This window comes from Streptococcus sp. 27098_8_99, assembly GCF_041431935.1.
GTDB lineage: Bacteria > Bacillota > Bacilli > Lactobacillales > Streptococcaceae > Streptococcus > Streptococcus parasanguinis_D.
Genome location: NZ_JAPVYQ010000001.1, coordinates 20,156 through 36,293, shown reverse-complemented (window position 1 = coordinate 36,293; position 16,138 = coordinate 20,156). Strand labels below are relative to the sequence as shown.

Sequence of the window (16,138 nt, the reverse complement as noted above, 5' to 3'; positions counted from 1 at the left end):
AATCATTTTCAAAGAAAATCATTCCTGCCCCAGTCCCATCTGTAGTCTCATTCATTATACCAAACTAGCTATAAAAGTAAAGCAAAAAAGCAGGTTTCCCTGCTCTTCAGTTGCTTTATTTCGTGCGTTTGAATTTAGCATTTTTAAGAATCATAAGATCCCCTTGGTTGCTATTACTTAACTTAGAAAGATCAAATGTCAAATAGTCACCATCGACCTTGTATGTAATCTTTTCTCCACTACCATCTTTTGACGCGATTGTTTTCTCTTTTTGATCGATTTTGACTTCATAAGATCGCTCATTCTTTTGACCAGCGACTTCACCCGCGATGCTGAGGGTTCCTTTTGAATCTTTGATCTTAATGGAAACTTCAAAATTAATAACATCTCCAATAGACTCTAATTGACTACCTGATAAGCCTTGCTCCTCAAGAATTTTCTTGAGTTCAGTTTTTGATGGTTTGTAGACATAAGTCCCGTTATCACTTTTGGCACCACATGCCACCAAGAGGACTGCTGCAAAAACTGCAACGAAAGCTAAAAGAATACGTTTAATATTTTTCATAATTCATCTCCTAATGTACTTTATAATCAGATTTTACCATTATTTTAATACCGATTCAAGATATTATAAAGAAGAAAAAGAGCAGATACTCTCTGCCCTTCTCTTGTATTATTTTGTGCGCTTGAATTTAGCGTTTTTGAACATTTCCAAAGCTGCTGCGTGATCTGAACTTTCCTCTCCAGATAAATCAAAAGTGAATACATCGCCAGAAACTTTGTATTTAACCTTTTCACCTTCACCTGTTTTTGATTGAAGAGTTTTCTTTTGTTGGTCAACTTTCATATCAAATGATTGGTCTGTTTTTTGTCCCATCATTTCACCTTTAATTTTAAGGCTACCTTTTTTGTCTTTAATGGTTACTGAAACTTCCAATTTAACATTGTCGATCAATGCATCTACGCTTGAACTTGGAGCACCTTGTTCTTCAAGGATCTCCTTCACTTCAGATTTTGTAGGTTTGTAGACATAAGTCCCATTATCACTTTTGGCACCACATCCCACCAAAAGAACTACTGCAAAAACAGCTACTACAGCCAAAAGAATACGTTTAAAGTTTTTCATAACTTCTCCTTTTTAGTTAGATTAAACCTATTATAACAACAATTTCAATGCACTGCAATGAAAGATTATAAATGTCATATTCTTGTAATATTTCTTTCATAAACAAAGAAAAATAAAAAGGCAGGATGTAAATCCCGCCCTGATGGATTATTTAACTTTTTTGAACTTAGCAATTTTCATGTAGTTATTAAACATGTCTGTGTCACCCATTAAAGAATTCTTCACATCCTTAATCGTTAACACATTTCCTGAAACTTGATAAGTAATTTCCGCTTTCCCATACTCATTTTCTGAGACAAGAGTTTTAGCTTTTTGGTCTACTTCCAACTCAATCACTTGATTAACATTTTGACCACCTGCATTCGTGTCTACTTTCATCTCACCTTTCTTATCCTTAATTGTAATGGAAATAGTAAATGAGTAATTATCACCTATCAAAGATTGAAATTCACTTGGCATAATTTCTTTGATTTCATCTTTAGTAGGCTCAAACACGTAAGTCCCATTATCGCTTTTAGCGCCACAGGCTACCAAAAAGATTGCTGCAAAGACAGCCACAACAGCTAATAAAAGACGTTTAAAATTTTTCATCATCTTCTCCTTTTTAGTTAGATTAAGCCTATTATAACAACAATTCAGACTCACGGCAATGAAATATTACAAATGTAATACTCTTGTAGTATATTTATCTAATCAATATAAAGTGAGGGTAGTGTAAAATAAGTTGTGTAAACACAAAAAGGAATAAATCCGTTATAGTAGAGTTGTAACAGATTACTAGAAAGAAATTTATTCCTATGACTCAGTTTACTACAGACTTGCTTAACTTCCTAGCCCAAAAGCAAGATATTGATGAATTTTTCCGTACTTCTTTTGAAACAGTTATGAATGATCTGCTTCAAGCAGAGTTATCAGCCTTACGAAAAAATAGGCTATAATTCTGGCAATAGTCGAAATGGAACCTATTCACGGAAATTTGAAACCAAATATGGGACAGTTCATTTAACTATTCCAAGAGAATTTAATGGGAACTTTAGTCCAGTTTTGCTTCCCTCTTATGGACGTCGAGATGTCCACTTGGAAGAGATGGTGATCAAACTCTATCAAACTGGCGTAACGACTCGAGAAATTAGTGATATCATCGAGCGAATGTATGGTCAGTACTATAGTCCTGCCACAATTTCTAATATCTCAAAAGCAACTCAGGAGAATGTCGCTGCTTTTCATGAGCGAAGTTTAGAAGCCAATTACTCTGTTTTATTCCTTGACAGAACCTATCTTCCATTAAGACATGGAACCGTTAGTAAAGAATGTATTCATATCGTACTTGGCATGACACCAGAAGGACAGAAGGCTGTTCTTGGATATGGAATCGCCCCAAATGAAAACAATGCTTCTTGTCTACCCTGTTAGACAAGCTTCAAAACCAAGGAATCGAACAGGTTTCTCTTGTAGTGACCGATGGCTTCAAGAGGCTTGAGCAGATTGTCAGTCAGGCTTACCCATCGCATTCAAAAACAAAAAACCGAGGCCTAAACCTCGGTTTTTATTTTGATTGGAAACTCTATTATTTAAGAGTAACTGAAGCTCCAGCTTCTTCCAATTTAGCTTTGATTTCTTCAGCTTCAGCTGTAGCAACACCTTCTTTGATAACGCCAGGTGCACCATCAACAAGTTCTTTAGCTTCTTTAAGACCAAGACCAGTGATTTCACGTACAACTTTGATAACGCCGACTTTCTTGTCGCCTGCAGATGTCAATTCGATATCGAATGAATCTTTAGCAGCACCAGCGTCAGCAGCACCAGCTGCAGCAACAGCTACAGGAGCAGCTGCAGTTACACCAAATTCTTCTTCGATAGCTTTTACAAGGTCGTTCAATTCAAGGATTGAAGCTTCTTTAATTTCAGCAATAATGTTTTCAATGTTCAATGCCATTGTTATTTCCTCCAAATAAGTTTTAATTTTATGTTTTATTTTTTTGTAGCTAGGCTACGCTGCGTAGCTTAAGATTAAGCTGCGTCTTCTTTGTTGTCTGCAACCGCTTTGACTGCAAGAGCAACGTTGCGCACTGGCGCTTGAAGTACAGAAAGGAGCATAGAAAGAAGTCCTTCGCGGTTTGGAAGAGTTGCAAGTGCAAGAATCTCTTCTTTAGATGCGACAGCGCCTTCGATTGCACCACCTTTGATTTCAAGTGCTTCAGCGTCTTTTGCAAAATCGTTCAAGATTTTCGCAGGTGCGATAACATCTTCGTTAGAAAATGCTACTGCAGAAGGTCCAACGAATACAGATGCAAGATCTTCAAGACCAGCTTTTTCAGCTGCACGACGCAAGATTGAGTTTTTGATAACTTTAAACTCAACTTCGCTTCCGCGAAGGTTGCGACGGAGAACTGTATCTTGCTCAACTGTCAAACCGCGAGAATCTACAACGACGATAGATGCAGCAGCTTTCATTTTTTCAGCTACTACGTCAACAAGTTCCGCTTTTTTAGCAATAATTGCTTCACTCATTAGTGTGTTCACCTCCGTAATTATTTTGCTTGGGGAATTTTTCCAAAAGAAAAACGCGCCCAAACCTAGACACGAAAGTACAATACGCTTCTTTTAATTGATACGTTTTGTCCTCGGTAGGATTTTTATGAGTCGGGCTCCCCTACTGTCTTAGGCAGTTTTTTCAAACCGTAAACTAGTTTATCACATTTAAAAAAAGAATGCAAGTACTTTTGCAAACTTTTTTTATATTTTTTAATCGTTGTAGAGACTCTTGATGTTATTCAACCAAGCATAGGCTAGTCCCATAAGGACTCCTCCTCCTACCCAGTTGGCAAAGAAGGTGACACCATAGTGACGTAATATATTTAAAAATTCAAAATGTGGCAATTGGCTAGAAACTGGATTAAAGCTTAATAATGAGAAGGAAGCAAAATTAGCCGCCAAGTGTTCATTGGTCATAAAGACAAACATATAAATAGCAGAGAGAGCTAAGAGCACCTTCGCTGTTTCATCTTTGAAATATAAATAAGAAAGGATAGCAATATTTACAAAGATATTGGCAATAACCCCTTCAAAGAATACCACTTGATTGCTTCGTTGGAGTTTATTTTCTGCTACCGTAGCCAGGAATCCTTTTGGATCAATATGAGCAAAGGCTGTTGTTTGATTGAACAGAAAAGCTACGATCAAAGCACCAATTAAATTAAAGAAGGTACAATAAAGAAGAATCTCCAATGCTTTCTTCCAATGGATCTTCTTTAGATAGGTTCCCGCTGTCAAATACATCATATTTGAGATGGTTAATTCCGCATTTAAGAATAAGAGGTAAACCAAGCCCCAGGCAAAGATGAATGGAAATAGAAAACGACCAGATCCAGGTACAAAGGTATTTAATAAGTCAGCTGCAACAGCTCCGACCGCAGTACTTAAAGTGAGAAATCCACCAGCAAAAATAGAACGGACTGCATAGCGCGTTTTAGATTTCTGATAGAGATCTTCCTTCTTATTACACGCCGCTCCAACTTTTTGAATAAAATTAGATTCAGACATACTATTCTCCTTATATAATGTTTGTGAATAAAATCATTATAACATAGAGAGAAAAGAATGAAAAGGTTTTCAGGGAGAATTATTATTTTTTCATCACATACGTTTTATATCGAATATCAATGTGTGCTAAAAACAAATAAAAAAACAGGCAGATGCCTGTTTTAGTATTAATAATTCAAACGGTTCGCCCAAGCGATATCCAAATTCAAGATTTCTTGTGAAGTGAACTGTTGACGATATGGATTGTATACCGAACCTGTAATACCACCTTGAACATTTGGTGAATCATATTGAGTCAAATTATAGGTTTCAATGATATTATTAAGTTTTGCATAGTAGCTTGTGTCTGTCGCATAAACCCCTGTCAAAGCTGCTGTTGCATCTTGGTAACTAGAGGTGTTGCTCTTCCATGCACCTGCAAAATGTCCTTGTTTCAATACAGCTACATAGTCTTGCAATGATTCATAGTAAGATGGGTAAGAACGAAATGCGTCATTAATCGTATAGGCATTTCCAGCACCGTCATCTTCCCAAGTTTGCATCACTGCAGATTGACCAGCATAACTTCCTTTAATACCAAAAAGATTGTAATGTGGATAAGAAGACAAGCCAGACTGACCTGATCCACTTTCAAGGATAGCTTGTGCGATCATAACGGAAGCATAAAGGTCATTCGCTTGACCGAGCTGACGAGCTGACTCACCAATTTGTGAGATGAAAGCTTCAGTAGGGTCTGAATAAGCTTGGTAAGTTCCATCATTAGCACCAACTGATGTGACGTACTCGCTCATAGCAGCAGCAAATGTCCCCACTGCTAATACAGAAACGAACAAACTAAATAATTTCGTTTTATTCCGTATTTTCTTTTTCATAATACAATTTATCTCCAATTAATTTTTTATCATCTTTTATCTTTATAGAGATTATACCATATAAATAGAAGATAACAAAGGCACTTATATTACACTTGTATTACAATTGCGAGATAAATCCAAAACAAAAATGACATTTTCATGTCATTTCAATTTATTTCGTAAAACGCATTTTCTAAAATAGCATCCCATGACTTCTCTAGTCCTTCCCTGGTTACAGAAGAAAAGACAATAAAGGTGTCAGCAGGATCAAAATCTAGTTTTTTCTTGATGATCGATTCGTGTTTGTTCCATTTTCCACGCGGAATCTTATCTGCCTTGGTAGCAACTAAGATCACAGGAATCTCATAATATTTTAAGAACTCATACATCTGGACATCATCTGCTGAAGGTTCGTGACGAAAATCGACTAGGCTAACGACTGCTTTTAAGTTCTCACGGCTGGTGAGGTATTCTTCAATCATCCGTCCCCACTTCTCGCGTTCTTTTTTAGAGACACGTGCATAGCCATAACCAGGTACGTCTACCAAGCGGAGTTTATCATCAATATTGAAGAAATTGAGCAATTGAGTTTTTCCTGGTTTGCCAGATGTTCTGGCCAGGTTTTTTCGATTTAAGAGAGTATTAATAAAAGAAGACTTGCCGACATTGGATCGACCGGCAAGTGCAACTTCTGGAATTTCATCTTGAGGATAATGACTCTTATTTGCAGCGCTTAAGAGGATATCCGCATTATGTGTGTTAATTTCCATATTTTATCTTTCTAGGCTGTTTCGAGAATTGGTTTTTCAGTTCCATCTACAGCTTCTTTTGTAATTCGAACAAGTTTGACATCTTCTTGACTTGGAATTTCAAACATGACATCCATCATCGTTTCTTCGATAATGGAGCGAAGTCCACGAGCTCCTGTTTTTCTTTCGATAGCTTTATTGGCAATCTCTTGAAGGGCTTCATCATCAAATTCCAATTCAACGTTATCATAAGAGAGCAAGGTTTGGTATTGTTTTACCAAGGCATTGCGTGGCTCTTTGAGAATACGGACAAGATCGTCAACTGTCAATTGCTCAAGAGCAGCAAAGACTGGAAGACGTCCGATCAATTCTGGGATAATCCCGAATTTTTGAATATCTTCTGCAACGATTTCTTGCATGTAAGAGCTTGATTCATCAATGGCTTTATTGTTTTTACCAAAACCGATGACTTTTTCACCAAGACGTTGTTTGACAATTTCTTCGATCCCGTCAAAAGCCCCACCTACGATGAAGAGAATATTCTTGGTATCCACTTGGATCATCTCTTGTTGTGGGTGTTTGCGTCCACCTTGAGGTGGGACACTAGCGACGGTTCCTTCGATGATCTTCAAGAGAGCTTGTTGCACTCCTTCACCAGAAACGTCACGAGTGATAGAGACATTTTCACTTTTCTTAGCGATCTTATCAATTTCATCTACATAGATGATGCCTCGTTCTGCACGCTCGATGTTAAAATCAGCTGCTTGAAGAAGTTTCAAGAGAATATTTTCAACGTCTTCTCCTACATAACCAGCTTCTGTCAAGGCTGTTGCATCTGCAATGGCAAATGGGACATTCAAGCTACGTGCTAAGGTTTGGGCCAAAAAAGTCTTACCTGAACCAGTAGGGCCAATCATGAGGATGTTTGATTTTTGCAATTCAACATCTGTCTCGTCTTCGCGCGTATCGTGGAAGTTGATGCGTTTGTAGTGGTTGTATACCGCTACAGCAAGAGCACGTTTAGCCCGATCTTGACCGATGACGTAGTGGTTCAAGATATGGAGCAATTCGATTGGTTTTGGAACTTCACTAAGGTCAGCAAGTACTTCTTCAGCAAGCTCCTCGCGGATGATTTCTTGAGCTAACTCTACACATTCATTACAGATAAACGCATTGTTTCCTGCAATGATTTTTTGGACTTCATCTTGACTCTTTCCGCAAAATGAGCAATAAACCATCATATCATTGTTTTGATTCGTTGGCATGTATTTCCTCTTTCTGTCATTTTCTGTTTCTATTTAGTTTAAAATAAGGTCATGTAAAAGGCGTGAATGGAATTCACAAGATTGGTAAAAGCATTTAGTAAGAATAAAATAGCGAGGCCAAACCGTTTTTTACGAAAGGTTTGTAAGGCACAAATCAAACAGATGACACATAGGACAGCTGTAAAAAAACCAAAGACACTTCGCTCCATTAGTCTAAATCCTTTCTCTTATAATAGTTGACCGTGAAATCATATGGGTTCTTCTCATCTTTCGGATGATGGACTTGACGGACTCTTTCATAGCGGTTCTCTTCAAATCTCGGTGCCAATGTATCGCCATCAATCGTTGCATGAATCATGGTCTGGATTAACTCTTCTAATTGGTCAGAAAAGAGCCTTAAAATCTGACTGCCTCCAATAATGAAAAGATTCTTCTCTTGGTTCTGATACCACTCCAAGACTTCTTCTTTGCTGTGCATGACGAGTACAGCATCATTTTCAGGATCATAAGTCTGATCTTGCGTTAAGATAATGCTGGTCCGACCTGGTAGAACCCTTTTATTCATTCCATCAAAGGTCACTCTTCCCATGAGAATTGCTTGTCCCATGGTCGTTTCTTTGAAATGCTGAAGCTCAGCTGGCAGATGCCAAGGCATGACTTGGTCCTTTCCAATAATGCCATTTTCAGTTTGAGCCCAGATACCAATAATCTTTTTCATTCTCTCATCCTTTACACTGATACTTCTATTTTATCAAATTTTCTTATAAAAGACTGATTTCAACTATCTAGTTTGGAGGATATTTTTTCAAATACAAACAGAAAAAACCGCGAGATTTTCGCGGTTTTTCTTAGCCACAAGTTAGCTTAGTCTTCTTTTTTGCGTTTTGCAAATCCAAACAATGAGAGACCTGCTAAAGCACTAAAGATTGCAAGACCAGCAGTAGAAGATTCTTTTGTTCCTGTATTTGGAAGTTGTGCAGTAGGATTTTGTGGATCGATATACTTCACTTCTTCTTTCGTTTCTGGAACGACAGGAATCGTTGGCTCTTCTGGTTTTGGTTGTGGAGTAGGTTGTGGTTGTGGCTGTGGAGTAGGCTGTGGCTGTGGCTCTGGTGTCGGAGTTGGATCCGGTGTTGGAGTTGGTGTCACAGTCTTCTTGTAGATATGTTGAATGTTTCCATCTTTATCTACAATAGTCTTCACAAAGTCATAACCTGGGATATCTTTCTTCGGTTGTTCCCCATCTTCTGTAGGGTTACCTGGGATAGGATTACCATTTTCGTCTACGTATGAAGTTGTAACTTTTTCATAGACGTGTTCAGTATCACCATTAGGCAATTTCTTCGTTTCCACAAAGCGGTAACCTGGAATTTCAGCTTTTGGCTCTTCTCCATCAACTGTAGGGTATCCTGGGATTTCCTTACCTTCTTTATCAACAAATTTAGTGATTGGAAGAACAGTTGGTGTGTATGTTGCAGAAGCTTTAGTTCCATTCACATCTTCACGAACCACTGTCACTGCTGGTGCAGTTCCTGTAAATTCAGGTTCTGGTGTGAAGGTTACAGTTCCGTCTGCTACCACTGTGTAAGTACCAACTCCTGGAATAGTCTTAGTTGTTGAACCATCGTCAAATGTAGCTGGAACATCATCATTCATTGGAACACGGCTATCGCCTTCCTTGAATGCTGGTTTACCAGATTGTTCTTTACCTTTTGGTCCAATAGTTGTAGCTGGTTCTGCTGTTGGTATTACCGGAGTTACAGTTGGTGTGTACTTAGCTGTAACTGGTGTACCGTTCTTGTCAACACGTTTAACAGTCACGCCTGTTCCTGTTCCTGTGAATGATTTTTCTGGTACAAATGTAACTGTTCCATCTGGAGCCACTGTGTAGGTTCCTTCGCCTGGAATTACCTTAGTTGTTGAACCATCTTCAAAGGTTGCAGGTGTATCATCATCCATTGGTACATCTGGGTTACCTGGTGTGAATGTTGGTTTGCCTGTTTGTGTCTTACCTTGGATGTCTGTAGATGTTGCTGGCTCAGCAGTTGGTGTTACTGGTGTTACAGTTGGTGTGTAAGTTGCAGTAACTGGTGTACCGTTCTTATCAACACGTTTCACTGTTACGCCTGTACCTGTTCCTGTGAATGATTTTTCTGGTACGAAGGTTACGGTTCCGTCTGGAGCAACTGTGTAAGTTCCTTCACCTGGAATGGTCTTCGTAGTTGAACCATCTTCAAAGGTTGCAGGTGTATCATCATCCATTGGTACATCTGGGTTACCCGGTGTGAATATTGGTTTGCCTGTTTGTGTTTTACCTTGGATATCTGTAGATGTTGCAGGTTCAGCAGTTGGTACGACCGGTGTAATCTTAGGTGTGTAGGTTGTTTCTACAGCTGTTCCGTTAGCGTCTTTAGCTTGAACCTTAACTGGAACGACTTCACCTGAGTAAGATTTATCAGTTGGTGTGAAGGTCACAACACCTGTTTCTTTATCAACAGTGAAGGTACCGATCACATCACCTGATGGTGATTTCGCTTCTACTGATGCTGCTGGCTGACCATTTTCGTCAAGAAGAGTAATGGTATCCTTGTCGATTGGTGCAACTGGGTCACCTTCAGTGAAGGTTACAGTTCCAGTTTGAACCACACCTTGAGGTGCTTCTGATTCAGCAGGAGTTGCTGTTGGTGTTACTGGTGTCACAGTTGGTGTGTACTTAGCTGTAACTGGAGTACCGTTCTTATCGACACGTTTCACAGTTACGCCTGTACCTGTTCCTGTGAATGATTTTTCCGGTACGAAAGTAACAGTTCCATCTGGAGCTACTGTATAAGTACCTTCACCTGGAATAGTCTTGGTTGTTGATCCATCTTCAAATGTTGCAGGTGTATCATCATCCATTGGGACGTTTTCATTACCTGGTGTGAAGGTTGGTGTACCTGTTTGCGTTTGACCTTGTTTGTCAGTAGATGTTGTATCTTCTGAAGTTGGTGTAACTGGTGTTACGGTTGGTGTATATGTCGCGGAAGCTTTGGTTCCGTTCATGTCTTCACGCACAACTGTTACCGCTGGTGCAGTACCAACAAATGATTTTTCTGGTACAAATGTAACTGTTCCGTCTGCTGCTACTGTGTAGGTACCAACGCCGTCAACTGTCTTAGTTGTTGAACCATCATCAAATGTTGCTGGAACATCATCGTTCATTGGCACACGGCTGTCGCCTTCAGTAAATACAGGCTTACCAGTTTGTGTCGCACCTTGGATATCAGTTGTTTCAGCTGGTGTCGCTGTCGGTGTGACAGGAGTTACAGTTGGTGTGTAGGTTGCAGAAGCTTTTGTTCCGTTCATATCTTCACGGACAACTGTGACTGCTGGTGCTTTACCTGTGAATGATTTCTCAGGGACAAAGGTTACAGTTCCGTCTGCTGCTACTGTGTAAGTACCAACGCCATCAACTGTCTTGGTAGTTGAGCCATCGTCAAATGTTGCTGGAACATCTTCATTGATTTCTACCGTTTTCTCAACGCCATCAACTGTTACGGTTCCGCCCTTGAATTCAGGTTTACCTGTTTGAGTAGCCCCTTGAATATCCGTTGTTTCAGCTGGTGTAGCTGTTGGAGTTACTGGAACAATTTCAGGTGTGTAGGTTGTATCTACCTTGATGCCGTTTGAGCTTTCAGCTTGAACCTTAACAGGTGTAACTGCACCGGTGTATGATTTATCAGTTGGTGTGAAGGTTACTTGTCCAGTTGCTGGATCAATTGAGTAAGTACCGATTTCAGTAGTACCGTCTGCCGCATAAGCTGGTGTGCTTGTTACTTCATTACCATCATTATCCAAAAGTGTGTAGCTATTATCTTTAATGGTGATAGCTTTATCTTGACCACTAACTTGAACAGTTGCACCTTCAAAGGTTGGTGTACCGGTTTGAGTCGCGCCTTGAATATCTTTAGATGTAGCTGGATTAGCTGTTGGAACAGCTGCTACAACTGTTGGTGTGTAACTTGCGTCTGAAGTGATGGTTGAAGCCTTACCGTCTGCATTGGTAATTGTTGCAGTTGCTTGGACTTTCACGCCAGTTGCAGTTCCGACAAAGTCTTTTTCAGGTGTGAAGGTTACTGCTCCTGTAGTTGGATCGATTGTGTAAGTTCCTTCACCTGCTACTGTTACAGTTGTTTCATCGGTTGGTTGACCTGTTGCAGGGTCAATCAATTTCTTACTTGTAATTTGAGCAGTTTCATCATCACTCAATGCAAATGTAGGAGTTTCTGTTTGAGGAACATTTTGAATATCCTCAGAAACTTTATTTGTTGGAGTAAGAGTAACTGGATTTACAGTTGGTGTGTAAGTCGCAGATGCTTTGGTTCCGTTCTTGTCTTCACGAACAACGGTTACGGCTGGTGCAGTACCAGTAAAGCTTGGGTCTGGAACAAATGTAACAGTACCGTCTGCTGCTACTGTATAAGTACCAACGCCATCAACTGTCTTAGTTGTTGATCCATCGTCAAATGTTGCAGCAACATCATCATTCATTGGTACACGGCTGTCGCCTTCAGTGAATACAGGCTTACCAGTTTGTGTAGCACCTTGAACACCTGTTGTTTCAGCTGGAGTTGCTGTTGGGGTTACTGGTGTAACTGTTGGTGTGTAAGTTGCTGAAGCCTTAGTTCCGTTCATGTCTTCACGAACAACAGTTACAGCTGGTGCTGTACCGATGAATGTTTTTTCAGGAACAAAGGTTACGGTACCATCTGCAGCTACAGTGTAAGTACCTACACCATCTACAGTCTTCGTAGTTGAACCATCATCGAAGGTTGCTGGAACATTTTCATTGATGGCAACTGTCTTCTCAACACCATTAACAGTCACTGTTCCACCCTTGAATTCAGGTTTACCAGTTTGTGTAGCACCTTGGATATCTTCTGTTTCAGCTGGTGTTGCTGTCGGTGTGACAGGAACGATTTCAGGTGTGTAAGTTGTATCCACCTTGATGCCGTTAGAACTTTCCGCTTGAACCTTGGCTGGTGTCACTGCACCAGTGTAAGATTTATCAGTCGGTGTGAAGGTCACTTGACCAGTTGCTGGATCAATTGAGTAGGTACCGATTTCAGTAGTACCATCGGCAGCATAAGCTGGAGTAGTTGCTACTTCGTTGCCATCTTTATCCAAAAGTTTATAGCTATTTTCTTTAATGGTGATCTCTTTATCTTCACCATTTACTTGAACAGTTTTTCCTGCAAAGGTTGGTGTACCGGTTTGAATCGCACCTTGGATATCTTTTGAAGTTGCAGGTTTTGCTGTTGGAACAGCTGCTACAACTATTGGTGTATAAGTTGCATCAGATGTGATAGTTGCAGTCTTACCGTCTGCATTGGTAATTGTAGCAGTTGCTTGAACTGTCACACCAGTTGCAGTTCCAACGAAGTCTTTTTCAGGTGTGAAGGTCACTGCTCCTGTAGTAGGATCGATTGTGTAAGTTCCTTCACCTGCTACTGTCACCGTTGTTTCGTCAGTCGGTTGGCCAGTTGCTGGATCTACCAATTTCTTGCTTGTGATTTCAGCAGTCTTATCGCTACTCAAATCAAAGGTTGGTGTTTGGGTTTGAGGAACGTTTTGAATGTCCGCAGAAACCTTGTTTGTAGGAGTCACTGTGATTGGAGTAACTGTTGGTGTGTATTTAGCTGTTGCTGTCTTAAGGTATTCATCACGGACGGTACCGTCTTTATCTTTTCCGACAGGAGCTGTTACGGATACGGTAACACCTTGAGCTGTACCTGTGAATCCTGGTTCTGGAACAAAGGTTACTTTACCAGTAGCATCATCAATGCTGTATGTTCCTTCGCCTGCTACTGTTACAGAGGTTGCATTGGTTACTTGACCAGTCGCTGGGTCCACCAATTTAGCAGGATATTCCAAGCTTGGAGTGACAGAGATCTTTTCGCCATTAGCATTAGTTGTAGTTGTGTTAAAGGTTGGTGTACCGGTTTGAGTAGCACCTTGGACATCTGTCGAAGTCTTATCTACCCCTTCAATATCCGTTGGTGTAACAGTTGGGATATAAAGACCATCCATGGTATTTAAAACAGTATCTACATTGGCTTCATCAGCTGGGAATTTTGTTGACCAACCTGTATCGTAGCCATTGCTGTCTGTACGACGGATAGAGATACCGTCAGCTGTTCCAAGGAAGTGATCTTCAGGAATGAACTCAACATCCACAGAAGTTCCGTTTGGAGTGATCTTGTACTTCCCTTGACCAGCTACAGCATAGTAGCCATCTGCGCCAGGTGTAACGACTTGCCCTGTACGGTTATCTATCATTTGTGGAGCTACTGTTTCATCAATTTTTGCTGGCTCAGTTAGGCTATAGCCTTGCAAACCACGAGCGGTAAAGGCTACAGTTGCAGTTTGCTTCGCACCTTGAAGGCCAGTTGTTTCTTTAAATTCCCCTTTTGGTGGGTGGGTGATTTGAGTCTTGAAGTCCTCAACTTCCCCTGAGAAGGCCATACCGGTTGGGCTTTCAATTTCTTTAGCATTCTTAGCGATACGGATCCGAACACCCAATTCATTGACACTAGGATCAATATAGGTTTTACTCTTTGTAAAGCTTAACGTAGCCGTTCCATCTTGGGTAATAGTTGTTAAATCAGAACGTTCATCTTCATCGAAGGTTCCGTTTTGGTTGAAATCTATCCAACCATAGATGTTAGCTTTTGCTGCTCCACCCGTATGAGCTTCCACTGAAATGGTGTAATTACCTGGACGTGTCCGGTCCATCTTGATCAGCTCATTAGTTTTTCCTTTGAGATCATTTGGAAGTAATTGGTCGATGCCTTCATCCGCAGTGGTCGCCTTGTCATCACCCGTCCAATCAAGGGTATTGTTTTCATCCATATCAGGACTCAAGTGACCGAGATAAGGTTGGTTCACTTTCTTACCAGTAATTCCATCTACAGTTGCAATCGAATGAATAGCTTTACCGTATGATTCAGGCGCATCTCCTTCATCAAGCGGGAAAAATCCAACCATAGCAGATTGTTTACCACCTGAAGCAATGTAAAGACCGATTTCAGAAGCTCCCTTTGTCATAACAAGAGGAACAGCAACATCACTTGCAGAAATATTTGGTCCGAAGACTCCTGTTCCGAGACCTCCAGTTGTTAAATCAGCACTTCCAAAGTACTTCCAGGCAACCTCTTTTTTGTTTGGTCCAACTTGAGTTGTTCTACGAAGTTGGTCAAGATTAGTTCTACCGAAATTCATGCCGTCTATATTGGTGGAAGGGTTTGAACCAAATAAATTGTCTGTATTTTGTGGAATAAACGTTCTAGTATATGTTTTTCCATATTTATACCACTCACCAATGTGTTTCCATCCTTCTCCATTGGTGGTAAACAGAACCAATTCACCAGGGTTAGCTGACTCACCATCTGCCATGACAATGGCAGGTTTGACGGTTTTGCCACGGAAGGTCGCAGAAACTTCAAACTGGATCCCAATGTTCCCGCCGGTTAATTCTGAACTAATAGTAGTTTTCTTAGTTGTACCAGTATCAATCCCCTCGCCTTTAATTTCAGTCCAACGGTTTTGAGGCTCGGCAATAACCTTAGCTTCTTCACCGGCATTAAATTCCGCCAAGGTAAACGGATTTGCATTTCCATTCACATAACCATTTCTAGCATTGGGGTCATAGGTCGCTTTTTCAGCTTCTGTTGCTCCTCGTTCTTCAAGGCGTTTTTTGTATATTTCTGTCGCTTGGAAGGGTTTCAAAGACTTGACTTTGATGGTAACCACATAGCCCGGCATAATTTCCTTGGTGTAGGTCGCGCCGACTTGGAGAGCAAGTTCACCTTTTGATGTTGTAGTAGTCCCTGTCCAGTTGGCTGTATCGCCAAAGTCCAACCAAGAGATTTGGCTGGCTATGTCTTTAGCATCGATATTTGTTGTAAGGCCTGGTTTTTCAACTTTTGGTGTTGAAGTTGCATCTTCAACGTCATCCCCGATTAAGCTTGGATCATTGGCATCACCAAGGGCACGACGATTACGTTTTTTACCAGAAGTTTGGGCTGTCTCTTCCGTTGCTACTGTATTGTTTGCTGTTACACCTTGTCCAGCTGAAAGAGTTGGTGTTTCTTTTTTATCTGCACTTGTTGCAGTTGCTTCTTCTGCCTTGTTTGCTGGCGTAGTTGCTTCTAATTTTGGTGTTGCAGCGGTTGATGTTCCCGGTGCAGTTGAGGTAGCAGATGTTGCTGAAGCTGCTGTACTTGTGCTACTTACTTCGCTAGTTGAAGCAGGTGCTGTTGAAGTCGCTGCTGCTGTAACAGCTGGATTTGCTTCATAAGTTGTTGGAGCTGTGCTCGTTGTTTCAGCTGTTGATGCTGCTGAAGTAGCTGTTGATGTTGCGGTCGCTTCTGACGCTGTTGCCACTGCTGCTACATTTTCACTTGTCGTATCTGTCTTTTCTTCTGCGGCTGCACTTGCGGCTGTACCAACCATGACAAGTGTTCCCAAAAGTACTGAGCAAACACCCACATTCAATTTACGAATTGAGAATCTGCTAATACGATCATTAAATAAGTCTTTCCCCATCTAATGGACCTCCAT

At 40.6% G+C, this 16,138-nt stretch carries 11 protein-coding genes, 1 pseudogene and 1 other annotated feature; of the genes and pseudogenes, 1 reads left to right on the top strand and 11 read right to left on the bottom strand.

Annotated elements, in window-relative coordinates:
- Positions 1-115: 115 nt before the first annotated feature.
- The 3 genes from O3605_RS00170 to O3605_RS00160 all read right to left on the bottom strand — a co-directional run bounded on the left by O3605_RS00170 (position 116) and on the right by O3605_RS00160 (position 1,717).
- Positions 116-565 carry a hypothetical protein gene (locus O3605_RS00170; RefSeq protein ID WP_049473195.1) on the bottom strand — a complete coding sequence of 150 codons (450 nt, stop codon included), beginning with the start codon at positions 563-565 and terminating at the stop codon, positions 116-118.
- 108 nt (positions 566-673) lie between these two features.
- On the bottom strand, positions 674-1,126 hold the full coding sequence (locus tag O3605_RS00165; protein WP_061455578.1) for a hypothetical protein: 453 nt from the start codon (positions 1,124-1,126) through the stop codon (positions 674-676).
- 147 nt (positions 1,127-1,273) lie between these two features.
- Positions 1,274-1,717 (bottom strand): hypothetical protein, encoded by a 444-nt coding sequence (locus O3605_RS00160; RefSeq protein ID WP_298619550.1) that lies wholly within the window; start codon positions 1,715-1,717, stop codon positions 1,274-1,276.
- A 206-nt stretch (positions 1,718-1,923) separates the two neighbouring features.
- Here O3605_RS00160 and O3605_RS00155 point away from each other — a divergent pair.
- Positions 1,924-2,631 (top strand): annotated as a pseudogene (locus O3605_RS00155) (IS256 family transposase); the annotation flags it as partial.
- 62 nt (positions 2,632-2,693) lie between these two features.
- Here the strand turns inward: O3605_RS00155 and rplL are convergent.
- From rplL to O3605_RS00115, 8 genes are all read right to left on the bottom strand, one after another.
- A complete protein-coding gene (gene rplL / locus O3605_RS00150; protein ID WP_003016256.1) occupies positions 2,694-3,062 on the bottom strand; it encodes a 50S ribosomal protein L7/L12 in 369 nt (122 codons plus the stop codon).
- 74 nt (positions 3,063-3,136) lie between these two features.
- Positions 3,137-3,637, bottom strand: a complete 501-nt coding sequence (rplJ, locus tag O3605_RS00145) for a 50S ribosomal protein L10 (RefSeq protein WP_003001722.1) — start codon at positions 3,635-3,637, stop codon at positions 3,137-3,139.
- 38 nt (positions 3,638-3,675) lie between these two features.
- Positions 3,676-3,810, bottom strand: a sequence feature (ribosomal protein L10 leader region).
- Positions 3,811-3,871: 61 nt separating this feature from the next.
- Positions 3,872-4,669 (bottom strand): formate/nitrite transporter family protein, encoded by a 798-nt coding sequence (locus O3605_RS00140; protein WP_371585023.1) that lies wholly within the window; start codon positions 4,667-4,669, stop codon positions 3,872-3,874.
- A 167-nt stretch (positions 4,670-4,836) separates the two neighbouring features.
- Positions 4,837-5,541, bottom strand: a complete 705-nt coding sequence (locus O3605_RS00135; protein WP_371585022.1) for a glucosaminidase domain-containing protein — start codon at positions 5,539-5,541, stop codon at positions 4,837-4,839.
- 149 nt (positions 5,542-5,690) lie between these two features.
- Positions 5,691-6,293 carry a ribosome biogenesis GTP-binding protein YihA/YsxC gene (yihA, locus tag O3605_RS00130; protein WP_003016353.1) on the bottom strand — a complete coding sequence of 201 codons (603 nt, stop codon included), beginning with the start codon at positions 6,291-6,293 and terminating at the stop codon, positions 5,691-5,693.
- Positions 6,294-6,304: 11 nt separating this feature from the next.
- Positions 6,305-7,537 (bottom strand): ATP-dependent Clp protease ATP-binding subunit ClpX, encoded by a 1,233-nt coding sequence (clpX, locus tag O3605_RS00125; protein WP_049496205.1) that lies wholly within the window; start codon positions 7,535-7,537, stop codon positions 6,305-6,307.
- Positions 7,538-7,745: 208 nt separating this feature from the next.
- Positions 7,746-8,255, bottom strand: coding sequence for a dihydrofolate reductase (locus tag O3605_RS00120; RefSeq protein WP_371585021.1), 510 nt, complete (start codon positions 8,253-8,255; stop codon positions 7,746-7,748).
- Positions 8,256-8,401: 146 nt separating this feature from the next.
- Complete coding sequence (locus tag O3605_RS00115; RefSeq protein ID WP_371585020.1) at positions 8,402-16,123, bottom strand: CshA/CshB family fibrillar adhesin-related protein; 7,722 nt, start codon at positions 16,121-16,123, stop codon at positions 8,402-8,404.
- Between the last annotated feature and the right edge of the window lie 15 nt (positions 16,124-16,138).